The organism is Rhodobacteraceae bacterium D3-12 (genome assembly GCA_025916135.1).
Lineage (GTDB): Bacteria > Pseudomonadota > Alphaproteobacteria > Rhodobacterales > Rhodobacteraceae > JAKGBX01.
Map to the genome: position 1 here is coordinate 286,994 of CP104793.1, position 25,028 is coordinate 312,021.

Sequence of the window (25,028 nt, forward strand, 5' to 3'; positions counted from 1 at the left end):
GAAGTCTCTGATGAACTGTGCATTTTGCGGGGCCGATGGCGCCACCCCGGTTGTAGTTTTGCCGAAAGATGACACGGTCCTGCTTTGCCCGACCTGTCAGGATGGCGTCGAAAACGGTGCCGAAGACGCGCCGCATTGGCAATGCCTGAACGACGCGATCTGGAGCGAGGATGCGGCGGTCAAGGTGCTGGCCTACCGGATGCTCAAATCACTGCAGGCGCCATGGGCGAACGATGTGCTCGATATCGCCTATCTCACCGATGAAGAACGCGACTGGGCTGAAGCAATGCCCGATGCCACGTCCGCGGGTGTGGAACACCGCGATTCCAACGGTGCGCTTTTGGTACAGGGGGACAACGTGGTGTTGATCAAGGATTTGCCTGTCAAGGGGGCCGGTTTTACGGCCAAGCGCGGCACGGCTGTGCGCGGAATTTCCTTGGTGGCGGATAATGCCGAGCATATCGAGGGCCGCGTTGAGGGGCAGCGCATCGTGATTTTAACCAAGTTCGTCAAGAAAAGCTGAGCCACGCCCCCCAAATACCGCTCCCGCCCACCCACCCCGCGGGATTTGGGGGGCGGGTGCGCCAAATCTCATGCGGTTGCATTGCTGGCAGATGTCCGAATTGGGTATTTGCGTCAAGAAAGAGGGCCGGAGGGCTCTGGTTTCTTTAATGGCAAAAATACCCATTTGTTGGGTAGGTTTGAGCGCTACGCATGAAATGGCATCGCGCGTTGGGCGATCTGTCTGGGCCGAGCGAAGCGAGGCCCCCCCCCGCGACGCACGAAGTGCGGCGCAATCCCTTGAGCCAGCCGACGCGCGACGTGCGGCGCAACCCCTTGAGCCAGCCGATGAACGACATGCGGCGCAACCCAATTGCCTCACCCAATTCAGGAGGCGAGGTTTTCTAACCGCGCTTCAGCTTTCAAGCCAGAGCGTGACGGGGCCATCATTGGTGAGGCTGACTTGCATATTGGCGTCGAATTCTCCGGTTTCGGTTTTGATACCGAGGTTCGACATATGATCTGCGAAATGGGAGTAGAGCGCTTCGCCCTCTGCCGGTGGTGCCGCGTTTGAGAAGCCGGGGCGATTGCCGCGTGATGTGTCGGCGGCGAGGGTGAATTGTGAGATCACCAGAACAGAGCCGCCCGTATCAAGCAGGGAGCGGTTCATTTTGCCGCCGTCATCCGCAAAGATGCGCAGTTTCGAGATTTTCGTCGCGAGGTGTTCTGCCTGGGCGGGGGTATCGCCCTGCATGGCGCAGACGAGGATCAGCAGGCCGGGGCCTGTTTCGCCGATGAGGGTGGCGTCTACGTGGACCTTGGCCTCTGTGACACGTTGAATAAGGGCGCGCATGAAACCTTCTTTCTTATGGCTTGATCAAGCCCGTGGAATTGCCCGAGATCACGGCCGCACGCGGGGCAACCGCGTCAGTCGCGCCAGTCGAGGACGGCTTCGAGCGGGGCGCGTTCGGTGCGAAAGCTGTTGACGGGGGCGGAGGGGTCTTCGAACCCGAAGGAGATCGCCGCGAGGATGAGCCGGTTGTCCGGAATGTCGAAAAACTCGTGCACAAAGCGGCCATGTCCGGCGACCGCCGCTTGGGGGACCGAGGCCACGCCGAGGGCTTGGGCCGCGAGGCAGAAGGCCGTTACAAAGCCGCCGCTGTCCATCACGCCATAGGTGCCGAGGTCGGCCTCGGAGGTGATGATCGCCACATGCGGTGCGCCGAAGAGGCGGAAGTTTTCCATCATCTGCGCGCCGGAGGCGGCGCGGTCGCCTTTTTCGATGCCGACGGCGTCATAGAGTTGCCAGCCACAGGTGCGGCGCCGTTCCTGATAGGGGCCGGTGTATTGCTTGGGCCAATCGAGATCGGGCTGTGAGGAATTCGCCGATGCGTGGGCAAAGAGCGCTTCGCGGAAGCGATCGGTTTCGGGGGTGTCTGTCACCAGCACTTGCCAGGGTTGCGCATTGCACCACGACGGCACGCGGCCAGCGGCGGTGATGATCTGTTCGATCGTCGCACGCGGGACCGGGTCGGGGCGATAGGCGCGGCAGGAGTAGCGGGTGCCGAGCAGTTCGAGGAGGTCGTCATAGCCTGTCATGGTGCACTCTTTCCAACATAGGGCTTGGTGTGGGCCGTTTAGCTGGCGAAATCATACCGCCCGCCGCGCTCCAACGCACGTTGATAGGCCGGGCGGGATTGGACCGCGCTGTGCCAGCGGGTCAGCGCTTCGGGCACCGGATTGGGGGGCATGCGGCTGAGCATGGCGTCGACCGGGTAGGACATTTGGATGTCTGCCGCAGTGAAGTGATCACCCGCGAAATAGGCCGTTTCGGAGAGCGTGGCAGCCCAGAGGGAGAGCTGATCCGAGAGGCCCGGATCGGTGACGGTTTTCATCAGCCCGTTCGAGATGCCTTTGCCGATGGGGCGCATGATCCACGGCACGTTTTTCGGGATCATCGAAAAGATCAGCTTGTTCACCAGAAGCGGCATGACCGAGCCTTCGGCGGCGTGCATCCAGTAGCGATAGGCGCGGGCGTCATCGCCGAGCGGGTCGGCGGGCGCGAGGCCGCTGTCGGGGTGGCGCAGGCAGAGCTCTTCTAGGATGGCGCCGCTTTCGGCGAGCACACCGAAGGGGGTTTCAACGATGGGTGACTTGCCAAGCGGGTGCAGCGCCTTGAGCGCGGCCGGGGCGCGCATGTTCTTGCCGCGCGGATAGGTTTTGACGGCGTAGTCGAGGCCCAGTTCCTCGAGCAGCCAGAGCACCCTGTGGGCGCGGGAATTGTCGAGATAATGGACGGTATAGCCGGACATGGGATGCCTTTATTGGTTCTGCGCAACGACATAGCCGATGCCGCCAGCGACGATCAGGCCAAGGATGACGGCGAAGGTGATTTTCCATGCCGACCAAGGGCGTTCACCCTGCACCCGGCCGGTGCGGCCATTGACCACAAAACGATAGGTTTTCCCACGGTATTTATAGGCCGCCATCCAGACCGGCAGCAGGATATGTTTGAAAGTCACATCCGAGACGGTGGTGTCGACATTATCGACGCGCTGACGGTCGCCGCCGATGTCAAAGCGCACGTCGCGTTCGATCACGCGGGCCATTTTCTCGCGGGCTTCGTCATAGCCTTGGGGGAGTTCGACGGTGTAGCCTTCGGCGCGGAACCCGGCGAGGTATTCGGGCGAATAGGGTTCAAGCGCCGACAAATCCCAAGGTTCGAGCGCATCGGTATAGCGTTTGGGCAAAGCTTGGGACGCCAACACAAGCACGTCGTCAAACCAGCGCGCGACGCGGCCCGAGACCGATGTCCAGCGGATCTTCTGGACGCGTTGCTGCACCTTCTTGCCATTGCGGGTGACGGTGCGGGTGACGTAGTAAACGGTGCCGCGCTGGCCTCGGTAGCTGGATTTGGTATCGGCGTCGAAGGTCCAGTAGGGCACATAGATCCCCTGCATCTTGCGGCCTTTGCGGGCGTAGTCCTGTACCCCGTTCGGCGCAAACCAGAGCGAGCCGAGCCAGTCGGTCAGCGCCTCGCGAGACTTGCCTTCGTCAAGGGCGAAAGGCAGCACGCCACGCGGTTTGATTTGCCGGTGGGTGCCGGTGTCTGTCACCACCGGAGTGGCGCAGAACGGGCATTCGGTGGCGTGGGTGTTGGCGTCGAATTCGATCTGTGCGGCGCAGTTGGGGCAGCGCGAGAAGCGGAGTTCTTCGATTTCCTGCGCGGGGAGTTGGGCGTCGATCGCTGCGCGGAAATCAAGCTCGCGGATCACGGGCGCATCGGGGTCGCTGTCGTTGATTGGTTCCTCGGAGCCGCAGTGGTCGCAGATCAGCTTCCCCTCGCCAGCGGCATAGCGATAGTCCGCGCCGCATTGCGGGCAGGGAAAGCGGTGATCGGTTTGCGTTGGTGCGGGGGGCGGGGTTTGGGGCATTTTTAATGAGTATTTAGGGAAAGAGGAAAGGGCGGGCAGGGCCGAAGCGTCTGCGCCGCCTGTTGAAATGTTTGGTCCGGTTTAGGCACCCGGCGGGGGCGGGGGCAGGATGGTGAAAAGCTGGGCCAGCTCGGCCACGTCATCGGCGGTTTTCCAACCGTCCTGACCCGGTGTCCAGACATGGGTGGTGCGTGTCAGGCTGCCGTCGGCGGCCATGCGGCCCATGGCGGCCTTGGAGAAGGGGCCGCGCGTTTCGCCATTTTCGGCAATGTGCCAGACGTGTTCGGCGGGCGGGGGCGGCGGCGCGACGGGCGCGGCAGCGGCGGGGGCTGCGGCCTGTGCCGCCGGGGCCTGTGCTGTGGCAGGGCGGGCGCCCCACGGGCCGATGTTTTGGGCCATTTGCAGCCCGAGCCCGGCGCCCATGCCGGTTTGCATCGCAGCGGCGCCAGCGCCGTCACGGCCAAGGCTTTCGGCGGCCTGAAACTGCATATAATTAGAGAGATCACCGATCACGCCCATCGAGGTGCGTTTGTCCATCACCGCCTCGACCGCTTCGGGGAGAGAGATGTTTTCGATGTAGAGTTCGGGCATTTCGAGGCCGTATTCGGCCAGCGTGGGCGCGATGTCTTTGGCGACAAGTTGGCCAAGTTCGCGGGTGTTGGCGGCCATGTCGAGCACGGGAATACCGGAGCGCGAAACGGTGCGGGAGAATTCCTGAACGATGATGTTGCGGATCTGGTAGCTGATCTCGTCCATGGTGAATTCGCCGTCGGTGCCGACGATTTCAAGCAGGAATTTCGCCGGGTCGGAGACCTTGATCGTATAGGTGCCATAGGCGCGCAGGCGCACCGGGCCGAATTCGGGGTCGCGGGCGATGATCGGGTTCTTGGTGCCCCATTTCAGATCGGAGAAGCGGGTGGTGTTGACGTAGTAGACCTCGGATTTGAAGGGCGATTGAAAGCCGTGGTCCCAATGTTGCAGCGTCGTCATGATCGGCATGTTGTTGGTCTCGAGCATATAGAGACCGGGGGTGAAGACATCTGCGAGCTGGCCTTCATGCACGAATACGGCGGCTTGCCCTTCGCGCACGGTGAGCTTGGCACCGTATTTGATTTCATGGGCTTCACGCTCGAAGCGCCAGACCATTGTGTCGCGGGTGTCGTCAGTCCAATGAATGACGTCGATAAATTCGCCGGTGAGAAAATCAAGAATACCCATGATAACGTGTCTCCGTAGGGTTAGAAATTAGTGCCGGTCAGCTCGCGCGCGATTTGGGCGGCGATGGGCCGGGCTTCGGGGAAGCTCATACCGGGGCGCAAGCGCCGGTCATAGAGCATTTTGAGCAGCATTTCATCATGCGTGGTGAGGAAGGCAAATTCCTCGTCATCGTTGAAGATCGAGGGGCGGGCGTAGCGGCTGTCTTTCATCAGGCCGAGGCCTTGGGTCATTTCCTCGTGAATGCAGGATTGACGGCCCAAGCGCGGGTGTTCGGCGCGGATCAGAACGATGGCGCTTTCGAGGGCGCCTTCGGGCTCGGCGGCGGGCTGGATCAGCACAAGACAATGGGTGGCGCGCGAGAGGTTGCGAAACAGCGATTTCACAGAGCGGGCGTTGCGCGGGCTGATCCGGGGGATCAGAGCCATCAGTTCGGCCTCGTCATCGGTGCTCATCACCAGAACGTGGAAATTGGCAGAGGCGGCGGGGGCGGCGCTGATCGGGTGGCCGGACAGCCGCGCGAGGCGGGCGGCAAAGCGGGTGATGTCGCCGCTATCGCTGCTGCGTTGGTCGGCGGAGACAGAGGCGCCAAAGCGCACGGCATAGCGCACCGGTTTGGTCCAGCGATGCAGCATGCCGCTTCCGGTGCCCGCGCCGGAGAGCCCGCCGAGGCGGTATTCTTCGGTGAAGGCGACGGTGCGGAAATTCTCGATCAGCGTTGCCGGGCCAAAGCGGGTGTCAGGCCCGCCGCCATCGGTGCGCATCAACCCCTGTGCCAGCAGCTTTTCCTGAATGCGGGCGTAGTAATCCGTAAGCTCGAGCCGTTTGGCCGACGGGGTTTGAGAGGCCAGCGGCGCGGTGGCTGGCCCCTTGAGGCCCGCGGGGCGGGCCACCGGTTTCAGGGTCGGCGCGGTCTCAAGGCAGGCAGGCAAAAACGCCAGCCCCAGAAGGGCCAGCGCAAATCGTGCCGGTCGTGTGAGACCCGCCAATGCCATATCAGCCCGCGTCAGGTGCGGCTGTGCCGACGGTGTCGCCCAGCCCGGTTTTGCGGGCCTTGGCCGAGGCGAGGGTGTCGCGCAGATCGGCTTCCATTTTCTTGAGGTCTTCCTCGGCGGCGGCGCGGCGGGCTTTGCCCTCGTCCGCGATCTGGAGAGATTCCTCGATGGTGCCGATCAGATCGGCGTTGGCCTGTTTCACCGCTTCGATGTCGAACACGCCGCGCTCCATTTCCTCGCGCACGATCTTGTTGCTTTCGCGCAGGTTCTTGGCGTTGGCGGTCAGGAGTTCGTTGGTGAGGTCATTGGCCTCGCGCACGGCGATTGCGGCCTCGGCCGAGCGTTGGATGGTCACGGCCTGAGCCAGTTGGGTTTCCCAAAGCGGCACGGTGTTCACAAGGGTCGAGTTGATCTTGGTCACCAGCGACTTGTCGTTTTCCTGCACCAGCCGGATGGAGGGCAGGGATTGCATTGTCACCTGACGGGTGAGTTTGAGGTCATGCACCCGGCGTTCAAGGTCGTCACGCGCGGCGCGGATGTCGCGCAACTCTTGCGCTTTCATCACCTGATCGGCCTCGGGGGCGGCCTGAACCTCGGCTTCCTTGGCGGGGATGTCGACCTCATCAAGGACGCGCAGTTTCTCTTCGCCGGCGGCGATATAGAGCGCGAGTTCGTCATAGAAGGTCAGGGTTTTTTCATAGAGCAGGTCGAGCGATTTGATGTCTTTCAACAGCACGGTTTCGTGGCTGTGGAGGTTGTCCGTCACCTTGTCGATCTGTCCCTGAATGGTTTCAAACCGGGCGGTGAATTTGGCGAAGGGCGCGGCGCGGCCCAAGAGGCGCTCCCACCATGTGCGTTTGCGGCGCACGTCGAGTTCGGAGACCGAAAAGCCGCGAATGGTGGTGACGATGGAACGCAGGCTGTCGCCCGCCGGGCCGACATCCTTGTTGCGCACGCCGTTGAGCATGGCTTGGGAGATCTCTTGCAATTCGGCCTGCGCCGCAGAGCCGAAGTTCACGATCGACCCGGTGTCGGTCATGTCGAGTTCATCCATGCGGGCGGTGATTTCCTTGGACACGGTTTTGTTGGCCTTGGCCAGAGGCACGACATCGTCGGCGGCTTTGGGCTCAGGGAGGATCACGGCGTTGACCTCTTCGACCAGAGCGAGCGTGTCGGCAGCTTTTTGTTGAATGGTGGTGGACATATGCGGTTCCTTTGGCAAATTCGATGATGATTAACGGTCGAGCCGGATTCCTTCGCGGTCCAGACGATCACGCAGAACTTCGATTTCTACGGTCAGGTCGGAACGATCATCCAGCAAGAGGGCTTTGGTCTTGGCGTTGAAGCTTTCCTCGAGGTCGGTGAGCAGCATCATGTAGTCAGAGCGCGCGGCGCGGTCGCGGTCGCGGGCGTAGATGTCGGCGAATTTCACGGTCGCGTCGCGCGCGCCCTGTAGGTAGACGGACATATATTTGCGTGCGGCGGTGAGGTCACGCGGGTCTTCTTCGACGGTGCGCAAGAGTTCGCGCACTTTGCCCTGAAACCGCTCGACACGGGATTCGGCGTCGCGGTCGCTGGCGCGTTTGATGGCGTCGGACATGGCGGCGAGATGGGCTTCGGCCTGATCGACGTAACGGGCGACGCGGTCGGTCTGGAATTCATCGACGCCTTCCATGCCTTTGTTTTTCATCGGGTCGGGGCCGAAGGCAAAGAAATGCAGCGCGGTGCCGACGATGCCGTAGATCGCCGGTTCGATGATGGCCGTTTTGGCGGCGAACCCGGCGATGAACAGCCCCGCCCCGGTCAGGAGCGAGCCGAGGATTTTGCGCGGGACCGCCGGGCGGCGGGCGGCCTTGCGGGCGTCATAGGCTTCTTGCGCCAAGAGCCCTTCACGGGTGAGCCATGCCGCCAAAAGCAGTGTGCCCAAGGCGATAAGGTTCAACGCCAGCGCAGAGGCGCCATTGCCGAACGCGGCCCAGATCAGCGGCAGGGGCGCAAGGAGCAGAAGGTTGACGCGGCCACCGGCGCGGGTGCGCGTGGCGCCACGGAAGCTGCCTTGGTCGCTGTTGTTTTGCGGGTCGGAGGGATCGGGGCTGAACTTGCCCCCATAACGCTGTGCCATCATACGCCCCCTGCGATTGAGACGTAGAGGATGAGTATCACGAGCAGCACGAACGCCAGTTTTTGCAGTCCAGTTTCGGACATAGGCCCCCCAGATGACCGGATGTTACGGCAATCAACCTAAGAGATGCGGCGGCGCAGCGCTAGGGGGAAGATGGGGTGAGGTTTCCCGTCTTGTGTTGCGGACCTGTGTGGCGGTCTTGTCTTGCCTGCCTGAAACCAGAGCGTTCAGAGTGGTGCGTCGTTAGCGCAGCCGCCAATGTGACGCATTGGGTGCGCGTATTTGCGTGCGGCGGGCGGGGGCCATGGCGCCCCGCCCGTCGTGCGGTTAGTGGTTGGCCTTACGCTCGGAATTCAGCTTGCGGGAATAGCCCGATTGCAAGATTTCCACCGCAAAGAGCACGATAACCGAGAAATAGAAGGTGGATTTGGACATCGGCACCACTTCGTAGCCAAAGAAATGCAAGGCGAGCGTATCGTCGTGCATGGCGTGGGACGCGGCCTGTCCGGCCTCGCCCAGCAGAACGACACCGACGATCAGCAGGATGAACAGGCCGAGCACCTCATACATCCGGTTCTTTTCAAGGAAGGCAGTGACGCCATCCGCCAAGAGCAGCATCGCCGCCCCTGAGAGCAGGATCGCCGCGGCGAGGATCGGGAAGACATCGGTGATCGCGAGCGCCGAGAGCACCGAATCGAACGAGAAGATGAGGTTCATCATCACGATCAGGATCACCACTTGGGTGGCCGATTTGCCGGATTTCTGTTCCAGATCAGTGCCGAGGTGGTCGACCGAGAGCATGTGCGAAATCTCTTTCACCGCCGTGTAGATGATGAACACACCGCCGAAGATGAAGACGCAGGTGGCGAAGTTCACGCCGCCTTCGATGACGCCTTTCCAGTCGAACACATAGAAGGGTTCGGCCAGAGATTCGATCAGGCTGATCATCACGAAAAGCAGCACCACGCGCAGCGCGACGGCGATGATGATGCCCCAGAAGCGCACCGCCTTTTGATGCGCCACCGGCGCGCGTTGGGATTCGATTGAGATATAAAGCAGGTTATCGAAGCCCAGCACCGCCTGCAGAAAGCACAGCATCAGCAGGTTGCCCAGGTTCTCGATGGTCATCAGTTCGGCCAGCATGGTTGTTCCTCGTTACGAAAATCATGTTGTGGAAGGGTGTAGCGCAGCACGCAGGCGTTTGAAAACCACGCATTCGCGGAAAACGCAGAGAATGCGCGGGCGTTGCGGCGCGGGGTTGGGGCGTCGTGACACAGGAGAGCGGGCATCGCGGCGCAAGGGTGGGGGCGCTGCCCCCACACCCCCGGAGTATTTTCAGCAAGATGAAAGAGGGGGCCGGGTTTGGTTCTTGCTGGGTGGGGGGCTGGCCGTTTATTTGCGTCGGCGTTGGGGGGAGCGGCGGGGTTTGGCTTTGGCCTGTGGGCCCGGTTTTTCGCCGTTTTCGCCCTCCATCCCGAGTTGTTCCCGCAATACGCGGCCGCGCACTTCCTGCACTTCGCCTTGTTTGAGTTGGCCCAGTTGGAAGGGGCCGTAGGACGTGCGGATCAGGCGGTTGACGGTGAGGTTTACCGCCTCCATTGCGCGGCGCACCTCGCGGTTTTTGCCTTCGCGCAGGGCGACGGTGATCCAGGCGTTGGCGCCTTGTTGGCGATCGAGCGAGATGATCATCGGCTGGAAATGTTCGCCTTCGATGGTGATGCCGTCGCGCAGGGGGGCGAAGGTGTCTTCGGTCGGACGGCCATTGACGCGCACGCGGTAGCGGCGCAGCCAGCCGGTCGAGGGCAGTTCAAGCCGACGTTTCACCGCGCCATCGTTGGTGAGCAGCAGCAACCCTTCGGAATTGAGGTCGAGGCGTCCGACGCTCATCACGCGGGGCAGGTCGGCGGGCAGGTCGTCATAGATGGTCGGGCGGCCCTGTTCGTCACGGGTGGTGGTCACGAGGCCTGTGGGCTTGTGATAGAGCCAGAGACGCGCCGGTTCGGGCGCGTCGAGCGGCTTGCCATTCACGACGATCTTGTCCTTGTCGGTGACGTTGAGCGCGGCGCGGGTGATGACCTCGCCGTTCACGGTGACGCGGCCTTCGGTGATCATGCGTTCGGCTTCGCGGCGCGAGGCCACGCCGGCGCGGGCGATGACCTTGGCGATGCGGTCTCCGGGCGGGGTATCGGCGTTCGGCTTGGAGGGCGATTTTGCGTTCATGAGGAGGCAATAGCGGATTGGCGGCGGCGCGGGAAGGGGGTAAGGGGGGCGGCATGGAATTCAACGCACATATGCGCGCGGCTTTGGCCGAGGCAGAGGCCGCCGGAGAGCGCGGCGAAGTGCCTGTGGGAGCCGTTTTGGTGGCGCCCGACGGAAAGATCGTGGCGCGGGCGGGCAACCGCACGCGAGAGCAGAGCGATCCGAGTGCGCATGCCGAGATGCTGGTGATCCGGGCGCGTTGCGCCGAGTTGGGGAGCGAGCGGCTTCCGGGGCATGATCTTTACGTCACGCTGGAGCCTTGTGCGATGTGTGCCACGGTGATTTCGGCGGCGCGGATCAGGCGGTTGTATTACGGCGCGTCCGACCCCAAAAGCGGTGGGGTGGAGCATGGCGCGCGGGTCTTCATGCACCCGCAGGCGCATCATGTGCCGGAGGTTTATGACGGGATCGGTGGACGCGAGGCGGCGGCGCTTTTGCAGGCGTTTTTCGCCGCCCGGCGTTAGGTTTTTACACGGGCATTCAAAGCGTGATCGCCTTGAGAACCTGAGGTTCGATCACATCGACACCGGGCAGGCCCGCTTGCAAAACCTCGGCCGATTGTTCGAGCACGGGGAAGGTGCGGTAGTGGCCGGGGATCACGGTTTTGAAGTTGAAGTACCGTTTGGCGGCATAGGCCGCGCCCTTCATGTCCATGGTGAAATGGCCGCCCGCCGACAGGATGCCGATGTCGGGTTTATAATAGTCGCCCATCCAGTCCATATCGGCCATGATGTCGGTGTCGCCAGAGGCATAGAGCATATGCCCTTCGGAGGCGATCATGAAGCCGACTTCGGAACCTGCGGCCTTGGGGCCATCGGGGGAGCCGAAGCTGGAGGAATGCGAGGCCGGAACCATCGAGACGGCGACATTGCCGAGATCGACTGTGCCCCCTTTGTTGAAGCCGATGGTCTCGATGCCTTCATGCTCTTGATAGTGGCTCATGATGTCGTATTGCCCGACCGCAGGTACCGCCAATTTGCGCGTCAGATCAGTCAGATCAGCGACGTGATCGAAATGGCAATGGGTGAGCAGGATGTGGGTGGCGCCTGCTGTGGCGGCGTCGTGCTGGGCCTCGTTGAGCATCGGGTTGCCGGTGAGCCATGGGTCGATCAGCAAAACTTGCTCGCCGGTTTCAATGCGCCACGAGCCGTGGCCGAGCCAGATGATATTCATGTGTTCCCTCCCGTCGGAATCAATTCCTTTAGGTGAGGATAGCATCTGACCCTGAGGGCGCCAGTGGGGCAGGCTAATGTTTCCGGCCAACGTTTCGGGCCAATGTTTCGGGCCAGTGTTTTCGGCCTGCGTTTCGGGCCAATGGTGCCAGTGCTGTTGTGCGGGCAATGGCCGCTTGTCATCGCACGGGGCGGAGGGTAGGTGTGGGGCACCTCGGGGGGCCTGAACGGCGGTTCAGGCTGAGATGCAGCGCGATTTGCAGACCCGTTGAACCTGAACCGGTTAAGACCGGCGGAGGGAAGGTATCGGATCTCCCGATCTTGCTCCGCCCGTCGCAGATAAGGAGATGAGATGAGACATCTTGCATTTGCCGCGGGAGTTCTGGCCGCCACATCAGCAGTGGCCGAAACCCCAATTCTAACAGTCTATACCTATGACAGCTTCGTGGCCGATTGGGGCCCCGGACCCGCCGTTGAAAAGGCCTTTGAGGAGGGCTGCGGCTGCGATTTGCAATTCGTCAGCGCGGGTGATGGCGCAGCGCTTTTGGCGCGGCTCAAGCTGGAAGGGGCGCGCACGCAGGCCGATGTGGTTTTGGGGTTGGATACCAACCTGACCGCCGCTGCCGCCGCGACCGGGTTGTTTGCCGAACACGGCAAGACGCCAGTGGTGGATGTGCCCAATCCCTTTGGTGAGGCGGGAGCGTGGACCGATACGCATTTCCTGCCGTATGACTGGGGTTATTTCGCCTTTGTCCACGACAAAGAGAAGCTCCCCAACCCGCCGAAATCCTTCGAGGAATTGGCCAAATCGGATGTCAGCATAGTGATTCAGGACCCGCGGTCTTCGACGCCGGGTCTTGGTTTGTTGCTCTGGGTCAAAACCGTGCATGGCGACAAGGCAGGCGAGGTCTGGTCCGCGCTTGCCGACAATATCGTCACGGTGACGCCGGGCTGGTCCGAGGCGTATGGGCTGTTCCTTGAAGGCGAGGCGGATATGGTGCTGAGCTATACCACATCGCCGGCCTATCATCGGATCGCCGAGAGCGATGACGGCAAGGCGTTCGCGCCGTTTGGCCGCCATTACATGCAGATCGAAGTTGCCGGGAAAGTGGCCGGGACGGACCAGCCGGAGTTGGCCGACAAATTCCTTGATTTCATGCTGACCGATGCGTTTCAGAGCGTCATTCCGACGACCAACTGGATGTATCCGGCGATGACGCCAGAGGCGGGCCTGCCTGAGAAATTCGGCTCACCGCTTGATCCTGCGCTGGCGCTTTTGGCACCTGCGGGTGAGGTGGGTGCGCTGCGTAAGCAAGCGTTGGATGAATGGCTGAGCGCGCTGTCCAAATAGGCCAGCGTGCGATCTCTTGGGTCGCAGCGTGTTTCGTTGCGGCCCTGACGCTTGTGCCATTGGGCGCGGTGTTTTGGTCTGCCGACTCTATTGCCGGAGTATTAACGCGCGATTGGGGGACCGTACGGTTCACCGTTTTTCAGGCGTTTTTGTCGGCGTTGATTAGCGTTCTGCTGGCGGTGCCGGTGGCCAAGGCATTGGCAAGGCGTCGGTTTTTCGGGCGAAAGCTGTTGATTACGCTGCTGGGCGCGCCTTTTATCCTGCCGGTGATTGTCGCGGTTGTGGGGTTGTTGGCGGTGTTTGGCAGAAGCGGCATCGTTAACCAATTGCTTGGCGTGTTCGGGGCTGAGCCGATCTCGATCTACGGGCTAAAAGGCGTGGTGTTGGCGCATGTGTTTTTCAACCTGCCGCTGGCGACACGAATGATTTTGCAAGGCTGGCAGGCGATTCCCGGAGAGCGGTTTCGATTGGCCGCAACCTTGGGCATGACGCCATGGCAGGTGTCGCGAACGCTGGAATGGCCCATGCTGCGCAGTTTGGTGCCGGGCGCGGCGATGGTGATTTTCGTGCTGTGCCTAAGCAGTTTTGCCGTGGCGCTGACCCTCGGAGGCGGGCCGAGGGCGACGACGATTGAACTGGCGATTTACCAGTCTTTCCGGCTCGATTTTGATCTTGGCCGCGCGGCGATGCTGAGCATGGTGCAATTGGTGCTGGCGGGCGGTGCGGCGGCGGTGGCCTTGGCGTTGGCGGCCCCGGCGGGGTTTGGCGCAGGGCTGGACCGGGTGGTGCGCCGCTTTGAGGCGGAACGCGGCGCGGTCAGGGTGCTGGACGGGGTGGTATTGGTGGCGGCGGCGGGGTTTTTGTTGCTGCCTCTGGGCATGATCGTGTTGAGCGGGATCGCGGGCCTCGGCAGGGTTCCTGACGTGGTTTACGAGGCGGCGCTTGTGTCGCTTGGCATTGCGCTTGTGTCGACGGCCCTGACGGTTGGATTGGCGCTTGCGCTGGCGCGGCAGGGCGAGGTTTGGGGGTATCTCGGGCTAGCGATTTCGCCGATGGTGATCGGCACGGGCGCGTTCTTGATCCTGAACCCGGTGATTGATCCGCGGTTGGTGGCGTTGCCGGTGACAGCGACGGTTAACGCGTTGATGGCGTTGCCTTTTGCGGTGCGGATACTGGCACCCGAAATGCGAGCTATCGAGGCTGAATACGGCCGCTTGGCGGATAGCTTGGGCCTGTTTGGCTGGGCGCGGATGCGGTGGCTGATCCTTCCGAGGTTGCGCAAATCGCTGGGGTTTGCGGCGGGGTTGGCGGCGGCTTTGTCGATGGGCGACCTTGGGGTTGTGGCGCTTTTCGCGGCGCCGGATTGGGCGACGTTGCCGTTGCAGATGTACCGCTTGATGGGGGCGTATCAGATGCAGGCGGCGGCGGGGGCGGGCTTGATTTTGCTGTGTCTGAGCCTTGTTTTGTTCTGGATTTTCGATCGCGGAGGGCGCGTGGATGTTGACGCTTGAAAACCTGATGATCCGTCAGGGCGGGTTTGAAATGACGGCGAATTTGAGGGTTGCAGCTGGTGCATTGGTGGCGGTGATCGGGCCGTCAGGCGCGGGGAAATCAACGCTTCTGAATGCGGTGGCAGGGTTTATCGTGCCGCAGGGCGGACGGGTGCTGTGGGAAGGGCGCGAGATGACTGGGAATGCGCCGGGCGCGCGGCCTATTGCCATGTTATTTCAGGACAATAACCTGTTTCCGCATCTGAGCGTGGCGCAGAATGTGGCGCTGGGGGTCAACCCGTCGCTGCGGTTGAGCGCGGCGCAGAACAAGGCGGTGGCGGCAGCGTTAGAGCGCGTTGGCCTTGCGGCGATGGCGGCGCGCAAACCGGGGCAGCTTTCGGGTGGACAGCAAAGCCGCGCGGCCTTGGCGCGGGTATTGGTGCAGGGCAAGCCGCTGATTTTGCTAGACGAACCCTTCGCGGCGTTGGGGCCTGCGCTTAAGGTTGAGATGCTGGATCTGGTTGCGGAACTGGCGCGGGAAACCAAGGCGACCGTGCTTATGGTGAGCCATGATCCGCAGGATGCGCTGCGCTTTGCCGAGGCTGCGATTCTGGTGGCGGAGGGGCAGGCCAAAGCGCCAGAACCGGTGCGCGATTTGATGCAGAATCCGCCGCCCGCGTTAAGGGATTACCTCGGAAATTAACCAGATCGAAAGCAAGGTAAACGCCGCGCCGCGTCCCGAAAAGGGGGGGGACTTCCGGCTGACATCCGGCTGACTCCCGGCTGCCGTCCGGTGAGCAGTGGTTAACGCGGGTTAAGGTTAACTTTCTGCTGAGGGGGCAGGTCATCGTCGGCTGTCCAACGGATGGCCCGGTTTCTTTAATGGTCAAAATACCCAAATCCCTCGCCAGCAACGCGCGACAGCTTTCAGAAATGTATCAATGGCCTGTCCAAGTGCGCCGTCTTGGGCCGAGCGAAGCGAGGCCCCTCTGGCGACGCACGAAGTGCGGCGCAAAACCTCAGAGATCAGCCCGAACGCTCCTAGCGCAGGACACCGCTCTCAGTACAAAAGAAAACACCCCGCCGGTTCAGGGCGGGGCGTTTGATCTTGTCACGCGGTGCGGCCTAATCAGGCCTCTTCGTCGCGGTGCTTGTGGGGGTACCACAGCTTTTTGTTGGTGAGGTAGAGCAGCACCGACAGGATGGTCAGCATCAGCACACCGACAAAGCCCGCGTTCTGGCGCGCCATCATTTTCGGTTCGGCGGCCCACATCAGGAACGACGCGATGTCCATTGCTTCGTGGTGCAGTTCGGTCGAGTGGCCATCGGCGAATTCGACGTCGTCACCGTAAAGTGGCGGAGCCATTGCGATCCAGCCGCCGGGGAAGGCGGTGTTCTCGTAGAATGTGGTGCCGGCTTCCTCTTTCTCCTTGCCGGTGTAACCGGTCAGGATCGAGACGATGTATTCCGGGCCACCCATGCCTTTGACCAGCTGGTTGATGCCGGTGCCTTCGGGGCCGTGAAAGCCCGCGCGCGCCTTGGCCATCAGGCTGAGGTCGGGCGCTTTCGGGTCATTGCTTTCCGGGAAGTGGTCGACCGGTTTACGCGGCACTTCTTCGTCCAGTGCCGGGTCGTAGATGGTGAAGTTCTGGGCCGCATAGGCGCGGACCTGATCTTCGGGCAGGTGCGGCCCGCCTTCATCACCCAGCGTTCTGAGCGGCACGAATTTCATGCCGTGGCAGGACGCGCAGACCTCGGTATAGATCTGCAGCCCGCGCTGGAGTTGGTTCTGGTCGAATTTACCAAACGGTCCTTCGAAGGAGAATTGCACATCGTGGATGTGTCCTTCGTCGCCCGCGGCGCTGGCCAGCCCAGCCGAAAGGGCGAGGGCGGTAACTGCGGTGATCGCAAGTTTCTTCATCATTGGTCCCTTGTCCTTTCTTATTCAGCCGGTTTCGAGCCGTATTTGGCGTCGAAATCGTCTTCGATGGTGGCGGGTTGTGCCGTTGGTTTTTCGATCACGCCAAGCAGTGGCAGGATCACCAGGAAGTAGGCGAACCAATAGGCCGAAGCGATCAGAGCATAGGTCGCGTAAGGCTCTTCCGCTGGGCGCGCCCCGAGCCACATCAGCAGCACGAAGTCGATGACCAACAGGTAGAACCACCATTTGAACATCGGGCGGAAACGGCCCGAGCGCACACGCGATGTGTCGAGCCAAGGCACCAGCACCATCACGATGATCGCACCGAACATGGCAAGCACGCCGAAGAACTTCGCGTCAATGATGCCACCCGTGAGGGCCGAGGCCCATTGCACCACCCACACCTCGGACGTGAACGCCCGCAGGATCGCGTAGAACGGCAGGAAGTACCATTCGGGCACGATGTGTGCCGGTGTCGCCAGAGGGTTGGCTTCGATGTAGTTGTCGGGGTGGCCGAGGTAGTTCGGCATGAAGCCCACAACCGCAAAGAAGATCGCCAGGATCACGGCCAGCGCGAACAGGTCTTTGATCACGAAATAGGGCCAGAAGGGCAGGGTGTCTTTCTTGACCACGTCCTTGTTGTCGCGGCGCACTTCGACCCCTGTGGGGTTGTTGTTGCCGGTCGTATGGAAGGCCCAAATGTGCACCACAACCAGCGCCGCAATCACGAACGGCAGCAGGTAGTGCAGCGAAAAAAAGCGGTTCAGCGTGGCGTTATCCACCGCCGGTCCACCCAAGAGCCAGGTCTGGATCGGTTCGCCCACAAAGGGGATCGCGCCGAACAAGCCGGTGATCACGGTGGCCCCCCAGAAGGACATTTGCCCCCAAGGCAGAACGTAGCCCATGAAGCCGGTTGCCATCATCGCGAGGAAAATAAGCATCCCCACGATCCACGTGATCTCACGCGGGGCTTTGTAGGAGCCGTAAAACAACCCGCGGAAGATGTGGATATAGACCGCAAAGAAGAACAGCGATGCGCCATTCATATGCAGATAGCGGATCATGTGCCCGCCGCGCACGTCACGCATGATGTGCTCGACCGAGGCAAAAGCATAATCGACATGCGGCGTATAGTGCATGGCCAAAATGATGCCTGTGACAATCATATGCACAAGGCAATAGGCAAGCACGATGCCCCAAATCCACCACCAGTTCAGGTTTTTCGGAGTTGGGATCATCAGCGTATCATAGAGAAGGCCGACAACATTCAGCCGCTTGTGCAGCCATTTTTCGGGGGCCGTCTTGGGCTCGTAATGGTCGTGAGGAATACCGGACATGGTTGCGTCTCCTTAACCCAAGATCAACTCGTCGCCATCAAAGGCGGCGAGCGGAATGTCGAGGTTGCGGGGGGCCGGACCTTTGCGGATACGGCCAGCGGTGTCATAGTGCGAGCCGTGGCAGGGGCAGAACCAGCCGCCAAACTCTCCAGCGCCATCGCCGATCGGAACACACCCGAGGTGGGTGCAGACACCGATCATCACCAGCCATTCACCGGCCTCGTCAAGGGCGCGGTTTTCATCGAGCGCGTCGGCGCCGGGCTTGTTGGCGTTTTCGCCGTTTTTGTCGATCTCAAGGTCGTCCAGTGTCACGGCGCGTGCGGCTTCGATCTCTTCAGGGGTGCGGCGGCGGATAAACACCGGCTTGCCCAGCCATTTCACCGTAAGCTGCGTGCCCACTTCGACGCCGGAAATGTCGACCCGGATCGAAGACAGGGCCGTCACATCGGCAGAGGGGTTCATTTGATCGACAAGCGGCCAGACCGCGGCACCCGCGGTGACGGCGCCTGCGCCTGCGGTGGCATAGTAGAGGAAGTCTCTGCGCGTGCCTTCGTGTTCATCTGCGTGGGACACCAGGTTTTCTCCGTTTTCTTCTGAGGCCGTGCAAAGGCCCATCGTGAACAAGGCCGCAGAATCCAGCAGCCCTTCTCGCGCGTTCTTTAGCCTTGGTTTGGCCTTGCGTCCAGATGGGAATGCCAAATGCGCCTAAAGGGCGCAGTCGGGCGGGTCATTCGGTCACAGATTGATTTTGCCCCTGTGGGGCAGCCCCAAGCCGGGCGTCGGGCCGCGCGATTCGCCTTGTTCCCGCGTGTTTCCACCGAGGTCTCTGTTATGGCGGGTGCTGCGCTCAATCGCGCGGCGCGGTGGATTTGAGCGACTCGCGTTCAGAGATGGTGGCCGCCCAGTCATCAAGTGCGTCGTTGCCTTTGCGCCAGCCGCGCGCGTCGAGCCGGAAATCAAGATAGCCAAGCGCACAGGCAACGGCGATATGTGACATGTCGACCGGCCCGGCGAGGTGGCTCATCCAGCGGTCATTGATCGCTTTGACGGCATGTTCGATCTTGCTCCACTGGGCATCCATCCAATCGGCCATTTGGTGCTCTGGCGGGCGGAAGCGGCCCTCGTAGACAATCGAAAGCGCGCTGTCGAGGATGCCATCGGCGGTGGCTTCCAGCGTCAGGACCTCCCAGATCCGGGCGTCGGGATAGAGCCCGGCGGCCGCGCGCGCATCGAGATAGCGGGTGATGACCCGGCTGTCATAGATCGCCGGCCCGTCCGGGCGGATCAGCGCCGGGATGCGGCCCAGTGGATTGGCGGCGCGCACCGCATCGGCAACGGCGGTGGGGGCGGTTTTGACCGAAATGAATTCGACATCATCGGCCTGACCGGTTTCGATCAGGCAGGCATGAACCTTGCGGGCGTAGGGCGAGGCGGCGGAATAAACGAGTTGCATGGGCTGCGTCCTTTGTCGTGTTGTCCGGCAGGTTAGGCCGGGATGTGCGGCCTGTCTATGTTGCGTCTCGTCTGAGCCGTTGTTCAATCGGCAGGCGGAGGCAAGGCTATTCAGGCGGGCGGCGCATGAGCGCGGCCAGAAGCGCGGTATCGGCTCCCATCCCTTGTGCCGCGATATGATCCGCCGCCGCGAGGCGCGCCGCCTCGGGCTTGTTCTGGCTCAGCTTCCAGGTGCTGTCGACCGTGTCGATGTCAAAGCGAAACGGCTTGATCATGCGCATCATCTTTGCGGCGGTGTCAGGGGCGAGCTTGTCCAAGCGCCATTCCGGTTTGGGCGCCGGGGCGCCTCGAAATGGGCCGACTGGCGGGCGAGCAGATCGGGTAGAGTGTCGTCTGGCATCGGGCTCAGCGTGCCGGTCAGGTGGATGGCAAGGTAATTCCACGTCGGCACCTGATCGTCGAGCTCGTACCAGTCGGGCGAGACATAGCCATGCGGCCTTTGCACAGCAATGCGGGCCGGGACCGGCGCGGTCGCGCTGCGGGCGATTGGGTTTGAGCGGACAAGATGCAGCTCTGCCAGAGTGCCGCTTGCGCTGAGCAGAAATGGCACATGCGAGAGCATTGGGGCGGCGTTGGGCGCAGACACGGCCAGCATGCCAAAGCCGGCCTCGCGCGCAATGGCAATGGCTTCGCTTTGCTGTTCGGGCCGATAGATCGGATTGGGGTGCATGTGTCACCTGTGGTTGGCATCACGGCATAGCGGCCTGCCGGAGTTGGTTTGTCAAGCAAGGCGCCCTCGGACGACCCCACCCACCCACCCGTCGCCCGAGTGCGCCTTGCGCCTTATTTGCGAGCGGTGGCGTGTATTGGGGGCGGGAAAGATGCGCATCTAAAGAAAGAGGAAAGGCCGCGTTTCTTCAATGTTTCAAATACCCATTTCTTGAGCTTTCAACATCATGCTGTCGTTTGCGGTTTATGGCTATCGCTGGCCTATGGCACCGGGGCCGAGCGAAGCGAGGCCCCCCCCCGCGACGCCGTCAGGCGGCGCAACCCAATTGAAACTGGTGACGCCGTCAGGCGGCGCAACCGTCAGGCTGTAAGACGGGTGGTGGACTGTCCGGTGATTTGGGTGGTTACAATCTGGCCTTCGATTTGGGCTGTGCTGAAATCGACTTCGGCGAATTGTTCGGTGCGGCCCATATGGGGGTTTTCCATCAGGATGTGATGGGTTTGGCCCTGTTGTGCCGCCAAATGGCGGGTGACGGCGGTTTCTCCGGCGCTGCGAAGGCGGGCGGCGCGGGCTTTGATCGTTTTGCCATCGACTTGGGGCATGCGCGCGGCGGGTGTGCCGGGGCGTGGCGAATAGGGGAAGACGTGCAGCCACGTAAGGTGGCAGTCCTCGATCAGCGCCAGTGAGTTTTCGAAATGCGCGTCGGTTTCGGTTGGAAAGCCTGCGATGATATCCGCACCGAACGTCATGTCGGGGCGCAGGGTGCGGGCCTCTTCGGCGAAGCGGATGGCGTCGTCGCGCAGGTGGCGGCGTTTCATCCGTTTCAGGATCAGATCGTCGCCATGTTGCAGCGACAGGTGCAGGTGCGGCATCAGGCGCGGTTCGGTGGCGATGGCCTGCATCAGGTTGTCGTCAACTTCGATCGAATCGATCGAGCTGATCCTGAGGCGTGGCAGGTCGGGCACCAGTTTGAGGATGCGCATCACCAGATCGCCGAGTTTCGGCTCTGCTGGCAGGTCGGCGCCCCAAGACGTGAGGTCGACGCCGGTCAGCACCACTTCGTTATAGCCGCGATCCACGAGGCGCTTGATCTGATCCACCACAACCCCCGCCGGGACCGAGCGGGAATTGCCGCGCCCATAGGGGATGATGCAGAACGTGCAGCGGTGGTCGCAGCCGTTTTGCACCTGCACGTAGGCGCGGCTGCGCGTGCCGAAGCCGTCGATCAAATGCCCCGCCGTTTCGGTGACCGACATGATGTCATTCACCGCCACGCGTTCGGTTTCGCCGACAAAGTCGGGCGACATGGCCGCCCATGTATCGGGCTGCATTTTCTCGGTGTTGCCGATCACGGCGTCGACCTCGCCCATGGCAGAGAAGCTGTCCGGGTCGATCTGGGCCGCGCAGCCCGTGACGATCAGCCGGGCCGAGGGGTTTTCACGCCGCAGGCGGCGGATTTCCTGACGGGCTTTGCGCACCGCTTCATTCGTCACGGCGCAGGTGTTGACGATCACCGCGTCCTCGAGCCCGGCACCGGCGGCGAGTTCTTTCATCGCTTCGGTTTCATAGGCGTTGAGGCGGCAGCCCAACGTGGTGAATTTTGGTGCGGTCGACATGTCAGCCCGTCCAGACCGCATCAAAGACATGCGCCGTGGGCCCCGTCATCCAGACGCCATCCTCGCGCCAGTCGATCTGGATCGTGCCGCCGTCAAGCTCGATCGTCACGGCCCGCCCGGTCAGCCCGCGGCGATACGCCGCCACAGCGGTGGCACAGGACGACGATCCAGAGGCGAGGGTGATTCCCGTGCCACGCTCCCACACCCGCATGCGCAGGTGGTCGGGGCCGATCACATGGGCGAATTGCACATTGGTGCGTTCGGGGAACAACGGGTGGTGTTCAATCGCCGCCCCGCGGGTGGCAAGATCGACAGACTCGGCGTCGGGCACGAAGAAGGTGCAATGCGGGTTGCCCATGCCGGTGCCAGTTGGGGCGCCGTCGATTGGCAGCTCGGTCGTGTCCATCGCGCGGGCGAGGGGGATCTCCTGCCAGTCAAGCTGGGGCGCGCCCATATTGACCGAGGTGAGGCCATTGCCCGCATCGCGCGCGGCAAGAGCGCCACGTTCGGTCAACAGCGTCAGCGCGGATGTGCCGGATTCGTCCATCAAATAGCGGGCAATACAGCGCGTGGCGTTGCCGCAAGTGGCGGAAAGCGAGCCATCGGCATTAAAGAACGTCAGCCGCGCATCGGCGTTATCATCGTTATGAATGACGGCGAGTTGGTCGAACCCGACCCCGCGATGCCGGTCCGCCATGGCGCGGGCGATGTCGGGTGTAATGGCCACAGGGCGCACCCGCGTATCAACGACAACGAAATCATTGCCGAGCCCGTGCATTTTCATGAATGGAATATGATCGCCGGTTCTGTCCATGGGCGGCATATACGCCCGACATCCGACATTATCCAGCGTCGAGCGAAAATTCGCGAATTTTCGGGGTTGACCCTTGTCCAAGCTCTTTCTAGATAGGCCGCCTAGTGGGCCGTTAGCTCAGTTGGTAGAGCAACTGACTTTTAATCAGTGGGTCGCAGGTTCGAATCCTGCACGGCTCACCACTGTATCCAGATAAAGTGCGACGCTTTTGGTGTCTTGCGTGGCGCATGGGCGTCGCAGGGTCGGCGGAGTGCGGGAATTATCTCGCGCTTGGCGAGTCGCTTGCCCGTATTGGGACCGGGTTTGTCGGGGAATCAGATTGAATTGTTGAATAAGGCACGGCGGTTTGCGCGAAATCGTTTATCCTTCTGGTTGTGAGTGTCCGAGCGAATAACATGTGCTTATTTTTTAGTCATTAACGGAACGTGTTTTCGCGGGGCGTTTTGGCGGCTGTTTTCAGTGGGCTGGAAGGCGGATTATTTGTATCGAAAGCAATGGGATGGGTGATTTCAGCGGGATGCGGCGAGGTGCCCGGAACAGCCAGTGGAAATGCGGGTTTCGAGGGGGCTGCGCCGCTCTGTGGCAAAACAATCCTAATATCACGTTAATACTGTTTCTTGCGCCATATTTCGACCAAGATTCGGCTTTAGGTTGTTTGAAAGGATGGCGGATTAGCCTGAGAAAAAAGAATTTTGCTGGGGCACTGGAAACGAAATGAAGATACTTGCTGTAGATGACGACCCGATTATCCTCGAACTGCTGGGGCAGTTTGTGGAAGCGATTGGCGAACATGAGCTGACCATGGCGACATGTGGGCGTGACGCTCTCGAGCAGCTTCAGGATGCAAACAGTCCGGACTTCGATTGCTTTCTGATTGATATTCAGATGCCGGAAATGGACGGTGTCGAGCTGACGCAGCGCATCCGGTCGATGAAACGCTTTGTTGATACGCCGATCCTGATGCTGACGGCGATGTCGGCGAAACGCTATGTTGATGCGGCTTTTGCGGCGGGGGCGACCGATTACGTCAACAAGCCCTTCGAGGTCAGCGAGCTGAAAGCGCGGTTGTCGCTTGTTGAGGGCATCGTGGATGCGCGTCGGGTCAACACCAACAAGATTTTCGCCGCCAAGGCCGCCGTGACCGGTGACAGCCCGGTGCAGCAGCTTGAGCTGCATGAGCCGATTTCGATTTATGACGTCGAGAATGTCATTGATTATACGGCGATGCAGAACTATGTCGCGCAGCTTTCGCGCACGACGATGTTCGGGTCGGCCACGTTTGCCTTTACGATCCGCAAGATTGACGAGCATCACATGGCGATGTCGGCTTTTGAATATTCGAGCATGATTTCGGATGTTGCCGAAATTATTTCGGACACTTTGGCCGGGCGGCAATTCCTGATGGCTTATGCCGGGAACGGGACGTTCGTTTGCGTGACCGAAAGCGGATGGCGTCCGGACATGGAAGCGCTGATGGACGAGATCAACCTGAGCTTGTCGCAGACCGAGCTTTATAACAACGCTGGTGAGCTGCTTTATGTGCGGGTCAGCGCGGGCGAGCCTGTGCGTCTTATCTGGCAATCGGAGCAGACGGTCATGGAGGCGCTGTCCAAGGCGCATGCATCGGCCGAGGCTGCGAGCGCGGCTTATGAGCGGGCACAGGACGGGTTTTGGCTGGGTGAGAGGCTCGCATGAGCGATGTGATGCGAGACTTTCCGGGGCTGGAGCCGATCCGGCAACGATTCCGCGCGACGCTCGCTGATCGCCAAAGCGATGTGGCGCATCACGCGCTTGAGGCGTGGAATGCGTCGCAGGAGGGCGGGACGCCGAAGGCCGTGGCCCGCCACCTCAAGGAAGTGCGCAACAGGTTGCACACGATTGCCGGCAGCGCCGGATCGCTTGGCTATGGCGAATTGGGTGAGGCCGCCTTTCATGGCGAGGCCGAGATTATTTCGTATCTTGAGCGCGAAGATGCCGCCACGTCGGCGGCGGTGCCAGCGGATGTGATTTACGCCATCAACACGTTTATCGAGCGCTGCGGCGCGGCGATAGACGGCGACTGATATCGCGTGGCTGTTTGGCCAGTGCTTAAAAGCAGCCTGAACTAGCCTTCTTTTGCTTTGCTCATCGCGGCTTTGACCTGCTCACCGAGGGTGGTGGGGTCAAACGGCTTGCTGATCACCGCCGCAGCGCCGGTTTCCAGAAGCGCTTCGCGTTCACCGTGTTGGGCGCGGGCGGTCATGAAAATGGCAGGCGTGTTGGCGAAGGCCGGTTTCTCGCGGATGAACTCGAGCATCTCTTTGCCGCTCATTCCGGGCATCATCATATCCATCAAAAGCACGTCTGGCTGAAAGCCATCGACCGCTTTCAAACCCTCTTCGCCCGAGTCACATTGCAGCACCTCGAATTCGCCCGACAGGGCGAGAGCGAGCATAGTGATTTCGCGGATATCTTCATCATCTTCGACATGCAGAAGTTTAATCATCAGCGGCTCCTCGTTCTCACGTTTGCCAAGTTTACCATGTGATTTGGCTCAATCATCGCGCGTTGCGCTGGTTGGCCTTGATTGGCATTGGCTGTTGTTTTTATGTTTGTGTTTATGGGCACCACGGTCAGCCG

Annotated in this window: 25 protein-coding genes, 1 tRNA gene, 1 pseudogene and 1 riboswitch; of the genes and pseudogenes, 8 read left to right on the forward strand and 19 right to left on the reverse strand. The window is 61.4% G+C overall.

All coding sequences use genetic code 11. The features are described 5' to 3' along the window. The first annotated feature begins 10 nt into the window (after positions 1 to 10). The gene (locus tag N4R57_01380; GenBank protein ID UYV37793.1) at positions 11 to 523 is read left to right on the forward strand and encodes an alkylphosphonate utilization protein; all 513 of its coding nucleotides are present in this window, start codon (positions 11 to 13) and stop codon (positions 521 to 523) included. Between the two features lie 393 nt (positions 524 to 916). Here the strand turns inward: N4R57_01380 and dtd are convergent, their stop codons facing one another. The 10 genes from dtd to N4R57_01430 all read right to left on the reverse strand — a co-directional run bounded on the left by dtd (position 917) and on the right by N4R57_01430 (position 10,487). Then, entirely contained in the window at positions 917 to 1,354 is a 438-nt protein-coding gene (gene dtd, locus N4R57_01385; protein ID UYV37794.1) for a D-aminoacyl-tRNA deacylase, read from the reverse strand. Between the two features lie 74 nt (positions 1,355 to 1,428). Then, entirely contained in the window at positions 1,429 to 2,100 is a 672-nt protein-coding gene (locus tag N4R57_01390; GenBank protein ID UYV37795.1) for a nitroreductase, read from the reverse strand. A 38-nt stretch (positions 2,101 to 2,138) separates the two neighbouring features. Beyond that, complete coding sequence (locus N4R57_01395) at positions 2,139 to 2,813, reverse strand: glutathione S-transferase (protein UYV37796.1); 675 nt, start codon at positions 2,811 to 2,813, stop codon at positions 2,139 to 2,141. A 9-nt stretch (positions 2,814 to 2,822) separates the two neighbouring features. Beyond that, positions 2,823 to 3,935, reverse strand: coding sequence for a TFIIB-type zinc finger domain-containing protein (locus N4R57_01400; protein ID UYV37797.1), 1,113 nt, complete (start codon positions 3,933 to 3,935; stop codon positions 2,823 to 2,825). 81 nt (positions 3,936 to 4,016) lie between these two features. After that, positions 4,017 to 5,153, reverse strand: coding sequence for an SPFH domain-containing protein (locus N4R57_01405; GenBank protein UYV37798.1), 1,137 nt, complete (start codon positions 5,151 to 5,153; stop codon positions 4,017 to 4,019). 20 nt (positions 5,154 to 5,173) lie between these two features. Then, on the reverse strand, positions 5,174 to 6,145 hold the full coding sequence (locus tag N4R57_01410) for a DUF2927 domain-containing protein (GenBank protein ID UYV37799.1): 972 nt from the start codon (positions 6,143 to 6,145) through the stop codon (positions 5,174 to 5,176). 1 nt (position 6,146) lies between these two features. Next, positions 6,147 to 7,349, reverse strand: a complete 1,203-nt coding sequence (locus tag N4R57_01415) for a toxic anion resistance protein (GenBank protein ID UYV37800.1) — start codon at positions 7,347 to 7,349, stop codon at positions 6,147 to 6,149. A gap of 30 nt (positions 7,350 to 7,379) precedes the next feature. Beyond that, positions 7,380 to 8,267, reverse strand: coding sequence for a 5-bromo-4-chloroindolyl phosphate hydrolysis family protein (locus N4R57_01420; GenBank protein ID UYV37801.1), 888 nt, complete (start codon positions 8,265 to 8,267; stop codon positions 7,380 to 7,382). A gap of 327 nt (positions 8,268 to 8,594) precedes the next feature. Beyond that, on the reverse strand, positions 8,595 to 9,407 hold the full coding sequence (locus N4R57_01425; protein UYV39488.1) for a tellurium resistance protein TerC: 813 nt from the start codon (positions 9,405 to 9,407) through the stop codon (positions 8,595 to 8,597). A 252-nt stretch (positions 9,408 to 9,659) separates the two neighbouring features. Continuing rightward, the gene (locus N4R57_01430; protein UYV37802.1) at positions 9,660 to 10,487 is read right to left on the reverse strand and encodes an rRNA pseudouridine synthase; all 828 of its coding nucleotides are present in this window, start codon (positions 10,485 to 10,487) and stop codon (positions 9,660 to 9,662) included. Positions 10,488 to 10,540: 53 nt separating this feature from the next. Here N4R57_01430 and N4R57_01435 point away from each other — a divergent pair, with 53 nt between their 5' ends. Next, entirely contained in the window at positions 10,541 to 10,990 is a 450-nt protein-coding gene (locus tag N4R57_01435; protein UYV37803.1) for a nucleoside deaminase, read from the forward strand. 16 nt (positions 10,991 to 11,006) lie between these two features. Here the strand turns inward: N4R57_01435 and N4R57_01440 are convergent, their stop codons facing one another. Then, positions 11,007 to 11,699, reverse strand: coding sequence for a metal-dependent hydrolase (locus N4R57_01440; protein ID UYV37804.1), 693 nt, complete (start codon positions 11,697 to 11,699; stop codon positions 11,007 to 11,009). A 204-nt stretch (positions 11,700 to 11,903) separates the two neighbouring features. Continuing rightward, a riboswitch (TPP riboswitch) is annotated at positions 11,904 to 12,016 on the forward strand. Positions 12,017 to 12,050: 34 nt separating this feature from the next. Here N4R57_01440 and thiB point away from each other — a divergent pair. The 3 genes from thiB to thiQ are packed head-to-tail and all read left to right on the forward strand — an operon-like array spanning position 12,051 to position 15,242. Then, positions 12,051 to 13,049 (forward strand): thiamine ABC transporter substrate binding subunit, encoded by a 999-nt coding sequence (gene thiB / locus N4R57_01445; GenBank protein ID UYV37805.1) that lies wholly within the window; start codon positions 12,051 to 12,053, stop codon positions 13,047 to 13,049. Then, on the forward strand, positions 13,025 to 14,560 hold the full coding sequence (locus N4R57_01450) for a thiamine/thiamine pyrophosphate ABC transporter permease ThiP (GenBank protein UYV37806.1): 1,536 nt from the start codon (positions 13,025 to 13,027) through the stop codon (positions 14,558 to 14,560). The genes thiB and N4R57_01450 overlap by 25 nt, the downstream gene beginning before the upstream one ends. Then, on the forward strand, positions 14,547 to 15,242 hold the full coding sequence (gene thiQ, locus N4R57_01455; protein ID UYV37807.1) for a thiamine ABC transporter ATP-binding protein: 696 nt from the start codon (positions 14,547 to 14,549) through the stop codon (positions 15,240 to 15,242). Before N4R57_01450 ends, thiQ begins: the two co-directional genes overlap by 14 nt. Before the next feature lie 426 nt (positions 15,243 to 15,668). Here thiQ and N4R57_01460 read toward each other — a convergent pair whose 3' ends face one another. The 7 genes and pseudogenes from N4R57_01460 to dapF form a co-directional block, all read right to left on the reverse strand. Further along, the gene (locus N4R57_01460; protein UYV37808.1) at positions 15,669 to 16,463 is read right to left on the reverse strand and encodes a cytochrome c1; all 795 of its coding nucleotides are present in this window, start codon (positions 16,461 to 16,463) and stop codon (positions 15,669 to 15,671) included. A 17-nt stretch (positions 16,464 to 16,480) separates the two neighbouring features. Further along, positions 16,481 to 17,797, reverse strand: coding sequence for a cytochrome b (gene petB / locus N4R57_01465; protein ID UYV37809.1), 1,317 nt, complete (start codon positions 17,795 to 17,797; stop codon positions 16,481 to 16,483). A 12-nt stretch (positions 17,798 to 17,809) separates the two neighbouring features. Continuing rightward, positions 17,810 to 18,370, reverse strand: coding sequence for a ubiquinol-cytochrome c reductase iron-sulfur subunit (gene petA / locus N4R57_01470; GenBank protein UYV37810.1), 561 nt, complete (start codon positions 18,368 to 18,370; stop codon positions 17,810 to 17,812). Positions 18,371 to 18,644: 274 nt separating this feature from the next. Next, on the reverse strand, positions 18,645 to 19,250 hold the full coding sequence (locus N4R57_01475; protein ID UYV37811.1) for a glutathione S-transferase: 606 nt from the start codon (positions 19,248 to 19,250) through the stop codon (positions 18,645 to 18,647). 106 nt (positions 19,251 to 19,356) lie between these two features. After that, positions 19,357 to 19,979 (reverse strand): annotated as a pseudogene (locus tag N4R57_01480) (FMN-binding negative transcriptional regulator). Between the two features lie 359 nt (positions 19,980 to 20,338). Then, complete coding sequence (gene mtaB, locus N4R57_01485; GenBank protein ID UYV37812.1) at positions 20,339 to 21,595, reverse strand: tRNA (N(6)-L-threonylcarbamoyladenosine(37)-C(2))-methylthiotransferase MtaB; 1,257 nt, start codon at positions 21,593 to 21,595, stop codon at positions 20,339 to 20,341. Between the two features lies 1 nt (position 21,596). Next, complete coding sequence (gene dapF / locus N4R57_01490) at positions 21,597 to 22,418, reverse strand: diaminopimelate epimerase (GenBank protein ID UYV37813.1); 822 nt, start codon at positions 22,416 to 22,418, stop codon at positions 21,597 to 21,599. 97 nt (positions 22,419 to 22,515) lie between these two features. On the opposite strand from dapF, the gene N4R57_01495 reads away from it, so the two are divergent. The 3 genes from N4R57_01495 (at position 22,516) to N4R57_01505 (ending at position 24,472) form a co-directional block, all read left to right on the forward strand. After that, positions 22,516 to 22,591, forward strand: a tRNA-Lys gene (locus tag N4R57_01495). Between the two features lie 532 nt (positions 22,592 to 23,123). Further along, a complete protein-coding gene (locus tag N4R57_01500) occupies positions 23,124 to 24,104 on the forward strand; it encodes a response regulator (GenBank protein ID UYV37814.1) in 981 nt (326 codons plus the stop codon). Then, the gene (locus N4R57_01505; protein ID UYV37815.1) at positions 24,101 to 24,472 is read left to right on the forward strand and encodes an Hpt domain-containing protein; all 372 of its coding nucleotides are present in this window, start codon (positions 24,101 to 24,103) and stop codon (positions 24,470 to 24,472) included. Before N4R57_01500 ends, N4R57_01505 begins: the two co-directional genes overlap by 4 nt. 41 nt (positions 24,473 to 24,513) lie before the next feature. Here the strand turns inward: N4R57_01505 and N4R57_01510 are convergent, their stop codons facing one another. Next, positions 24,514 to 24,894 (reverse strand): response regulator, encoded by a 381-nt coding sequence (locus N4R57_01510; protein UYV37816.1) that lies wholly within the window; start codon positions 24,892 to 24,894, stop codon positions 24,514 to 24,516. Positions 24,895 to 25,028 lie beyond the last annotated feature (134 nt).

Excerpts from the sequence above, each read along its gene's own strand:
- N4R57_01380 (UYV37793.1), top strand. The coding sequence starts at position 11 with ATGAACTGTGCATTTTGCGGGGCCGATGGCGCCACCCCGGTTGTAGTT.
- dtd (UYV37794.1), bottom strand. The coding sequence starts at position 1,354 with ATGCGCGCCCTTATTCAACGTGTCACAGAGGCCAAGGTCCACGTAGAC.
- N4R57_01390 (UYV37795.1), bottom strand. The coding sequence starts at position 2,100 with ATGACAGGCTATGACGACCTCCTCGAACTGCTCGGCACCCGCTACTCC.
- N4R57_01395 (UYV37796.1), bottom strand. The coding sequence starts at position 2,813 with ATGTCCGGCTATACCGTCCATTATCTCGACAATTCCCGCGCCCACAGG.
- N4R57_01400 (UYV37797.1), bottom strand. The coding sequence starts at position 3,935 with ATGCCCCAAACCCCGCCCCCCGCACCAACGCAAACCGATCACCGCTTT.
- N4R57_01405 (UYV37798.1), bottom strand. The coding sequence starts at position 5,153 with ATGGGTATTCTTGATTTTCTCACCGGCGAATTTATCGACGTCATTCAT.
- N4R57_01410 (UYV37799.1), bottom strand. The coding sequence starts at position 6,145 with ATGGCATTGGCGGGTCTCACACGACCGGCACGATTTGCGCTGGCCCTT.
- N4R57_01415 (UYV37800.1), bottom strand. The coding sequence starts at position 7,349 with ATGTCCACCACCATTCAACAAAAAGCTGCCGACACGCTCGCTCTGGTC.
- N4R57_01420 (UYV37801.1), bottom strand. The coding sequence starts at position 8,267 with ATGGCACAGCGTTATGGGGGCAAGTTCAGCCCCGATCCCTCCGACCCG.
- N4R57_01430 (UYV37802.1), bottom strand. The coding sequence starts at position 10,487 with ATGAACGCAAAATCGCCCTCCAAGCCGAACGCCGATACCCCGCCCGGA.
- N4R57_01435 (UYV37803.1), top strand. The coding sequence starts at position 10,541 with ATGGAATTCAACGCACATATGCGCGCGGCTTTGGCCGAGGCAGAGGCC.
- N4R57_01440 (UYV37804.1), bottom strand. The coding sequence starts at position 11,699 with ATGAATATCATCTGGCTCGGCCACGGCTCGTGGCGCATTGAAACCGGC.
- thiB (UYV37805.1), top strand. The coding sequence starts at position 12,051 with ATGAGACATCTTGCATTTGCCGCGGGAGTTCTGGCCGCCACATCAGCA.
- N4R57_01450 (UYV37806.1), top strand. The coding sequence starts at position 13,025 with ATGGCTGAGCGCGCTGTCCAAATAGGCCAGCGTGCGATCTCTTGGGTC.
- thiQ (UYV37807.1), top strand. The coding sequence starts at position 14,547 with ATGTTGACGCTTGAAAACCTGATGATCCGTCAGGGCGGGTTTGAAATG.
- N4R57_01460 (UYV37808.1), bottom strand. The coding sequence starts at position 16,463 with ATGATGAAGAAACTTGCGATCACCGCAGTTACCGCCCTCGCCCTTTCG.
- petB (UYV37809.1), bottom strand. The coding sequence starts at position 17,797 with ATGTCCGGTATTCCTCACGACCATTACGAGCCCAAGACGGCCCCCGAA.
- N4R57_01475 (UYV37811.1), bottom strand. The coding sequence starts at position 19,250 with ATGCAACTCGTTTATTCCGCCGCCTCGCCCTACGCCCGCAAGGTTCAT.
- mtaB (UYV37812.1), bottom strand. The coding sequence starts at position 21,595 with ATGTCGACCGCACCAAAATTCACCACGTTGGGCTGCCGCCTCAACGCC.
- dapF (UYV37813.1), bottom strand. The coding sequence starts at position 22,418 with ATGCCGCCCATGGACAGAACCGGCGATCATATTCCATTCATGAAAATG.
- N4R57_01500 (UYV37814.1), top strand. The coding sequence starts at position 23,124 with ATGAAGATACTTGCTGTAGATGACGACCCGATTATCCTCGAACTGCTG.
- N4R57_01505 (UYV37815.1), top strand. The coding sequence starts at position 24,101 with ATGAGCGATGTGATGCGAGACTTTCCGGGGCTGGAGCCGATCCGGCAA.
- N4R57_01510 (UYV37816.1), bottom strand. The coding sequence starts at position 24,894 with ATGATTAAACTTCTGCATGTCGAAGATGATGAAGATATCCGCGAAATC.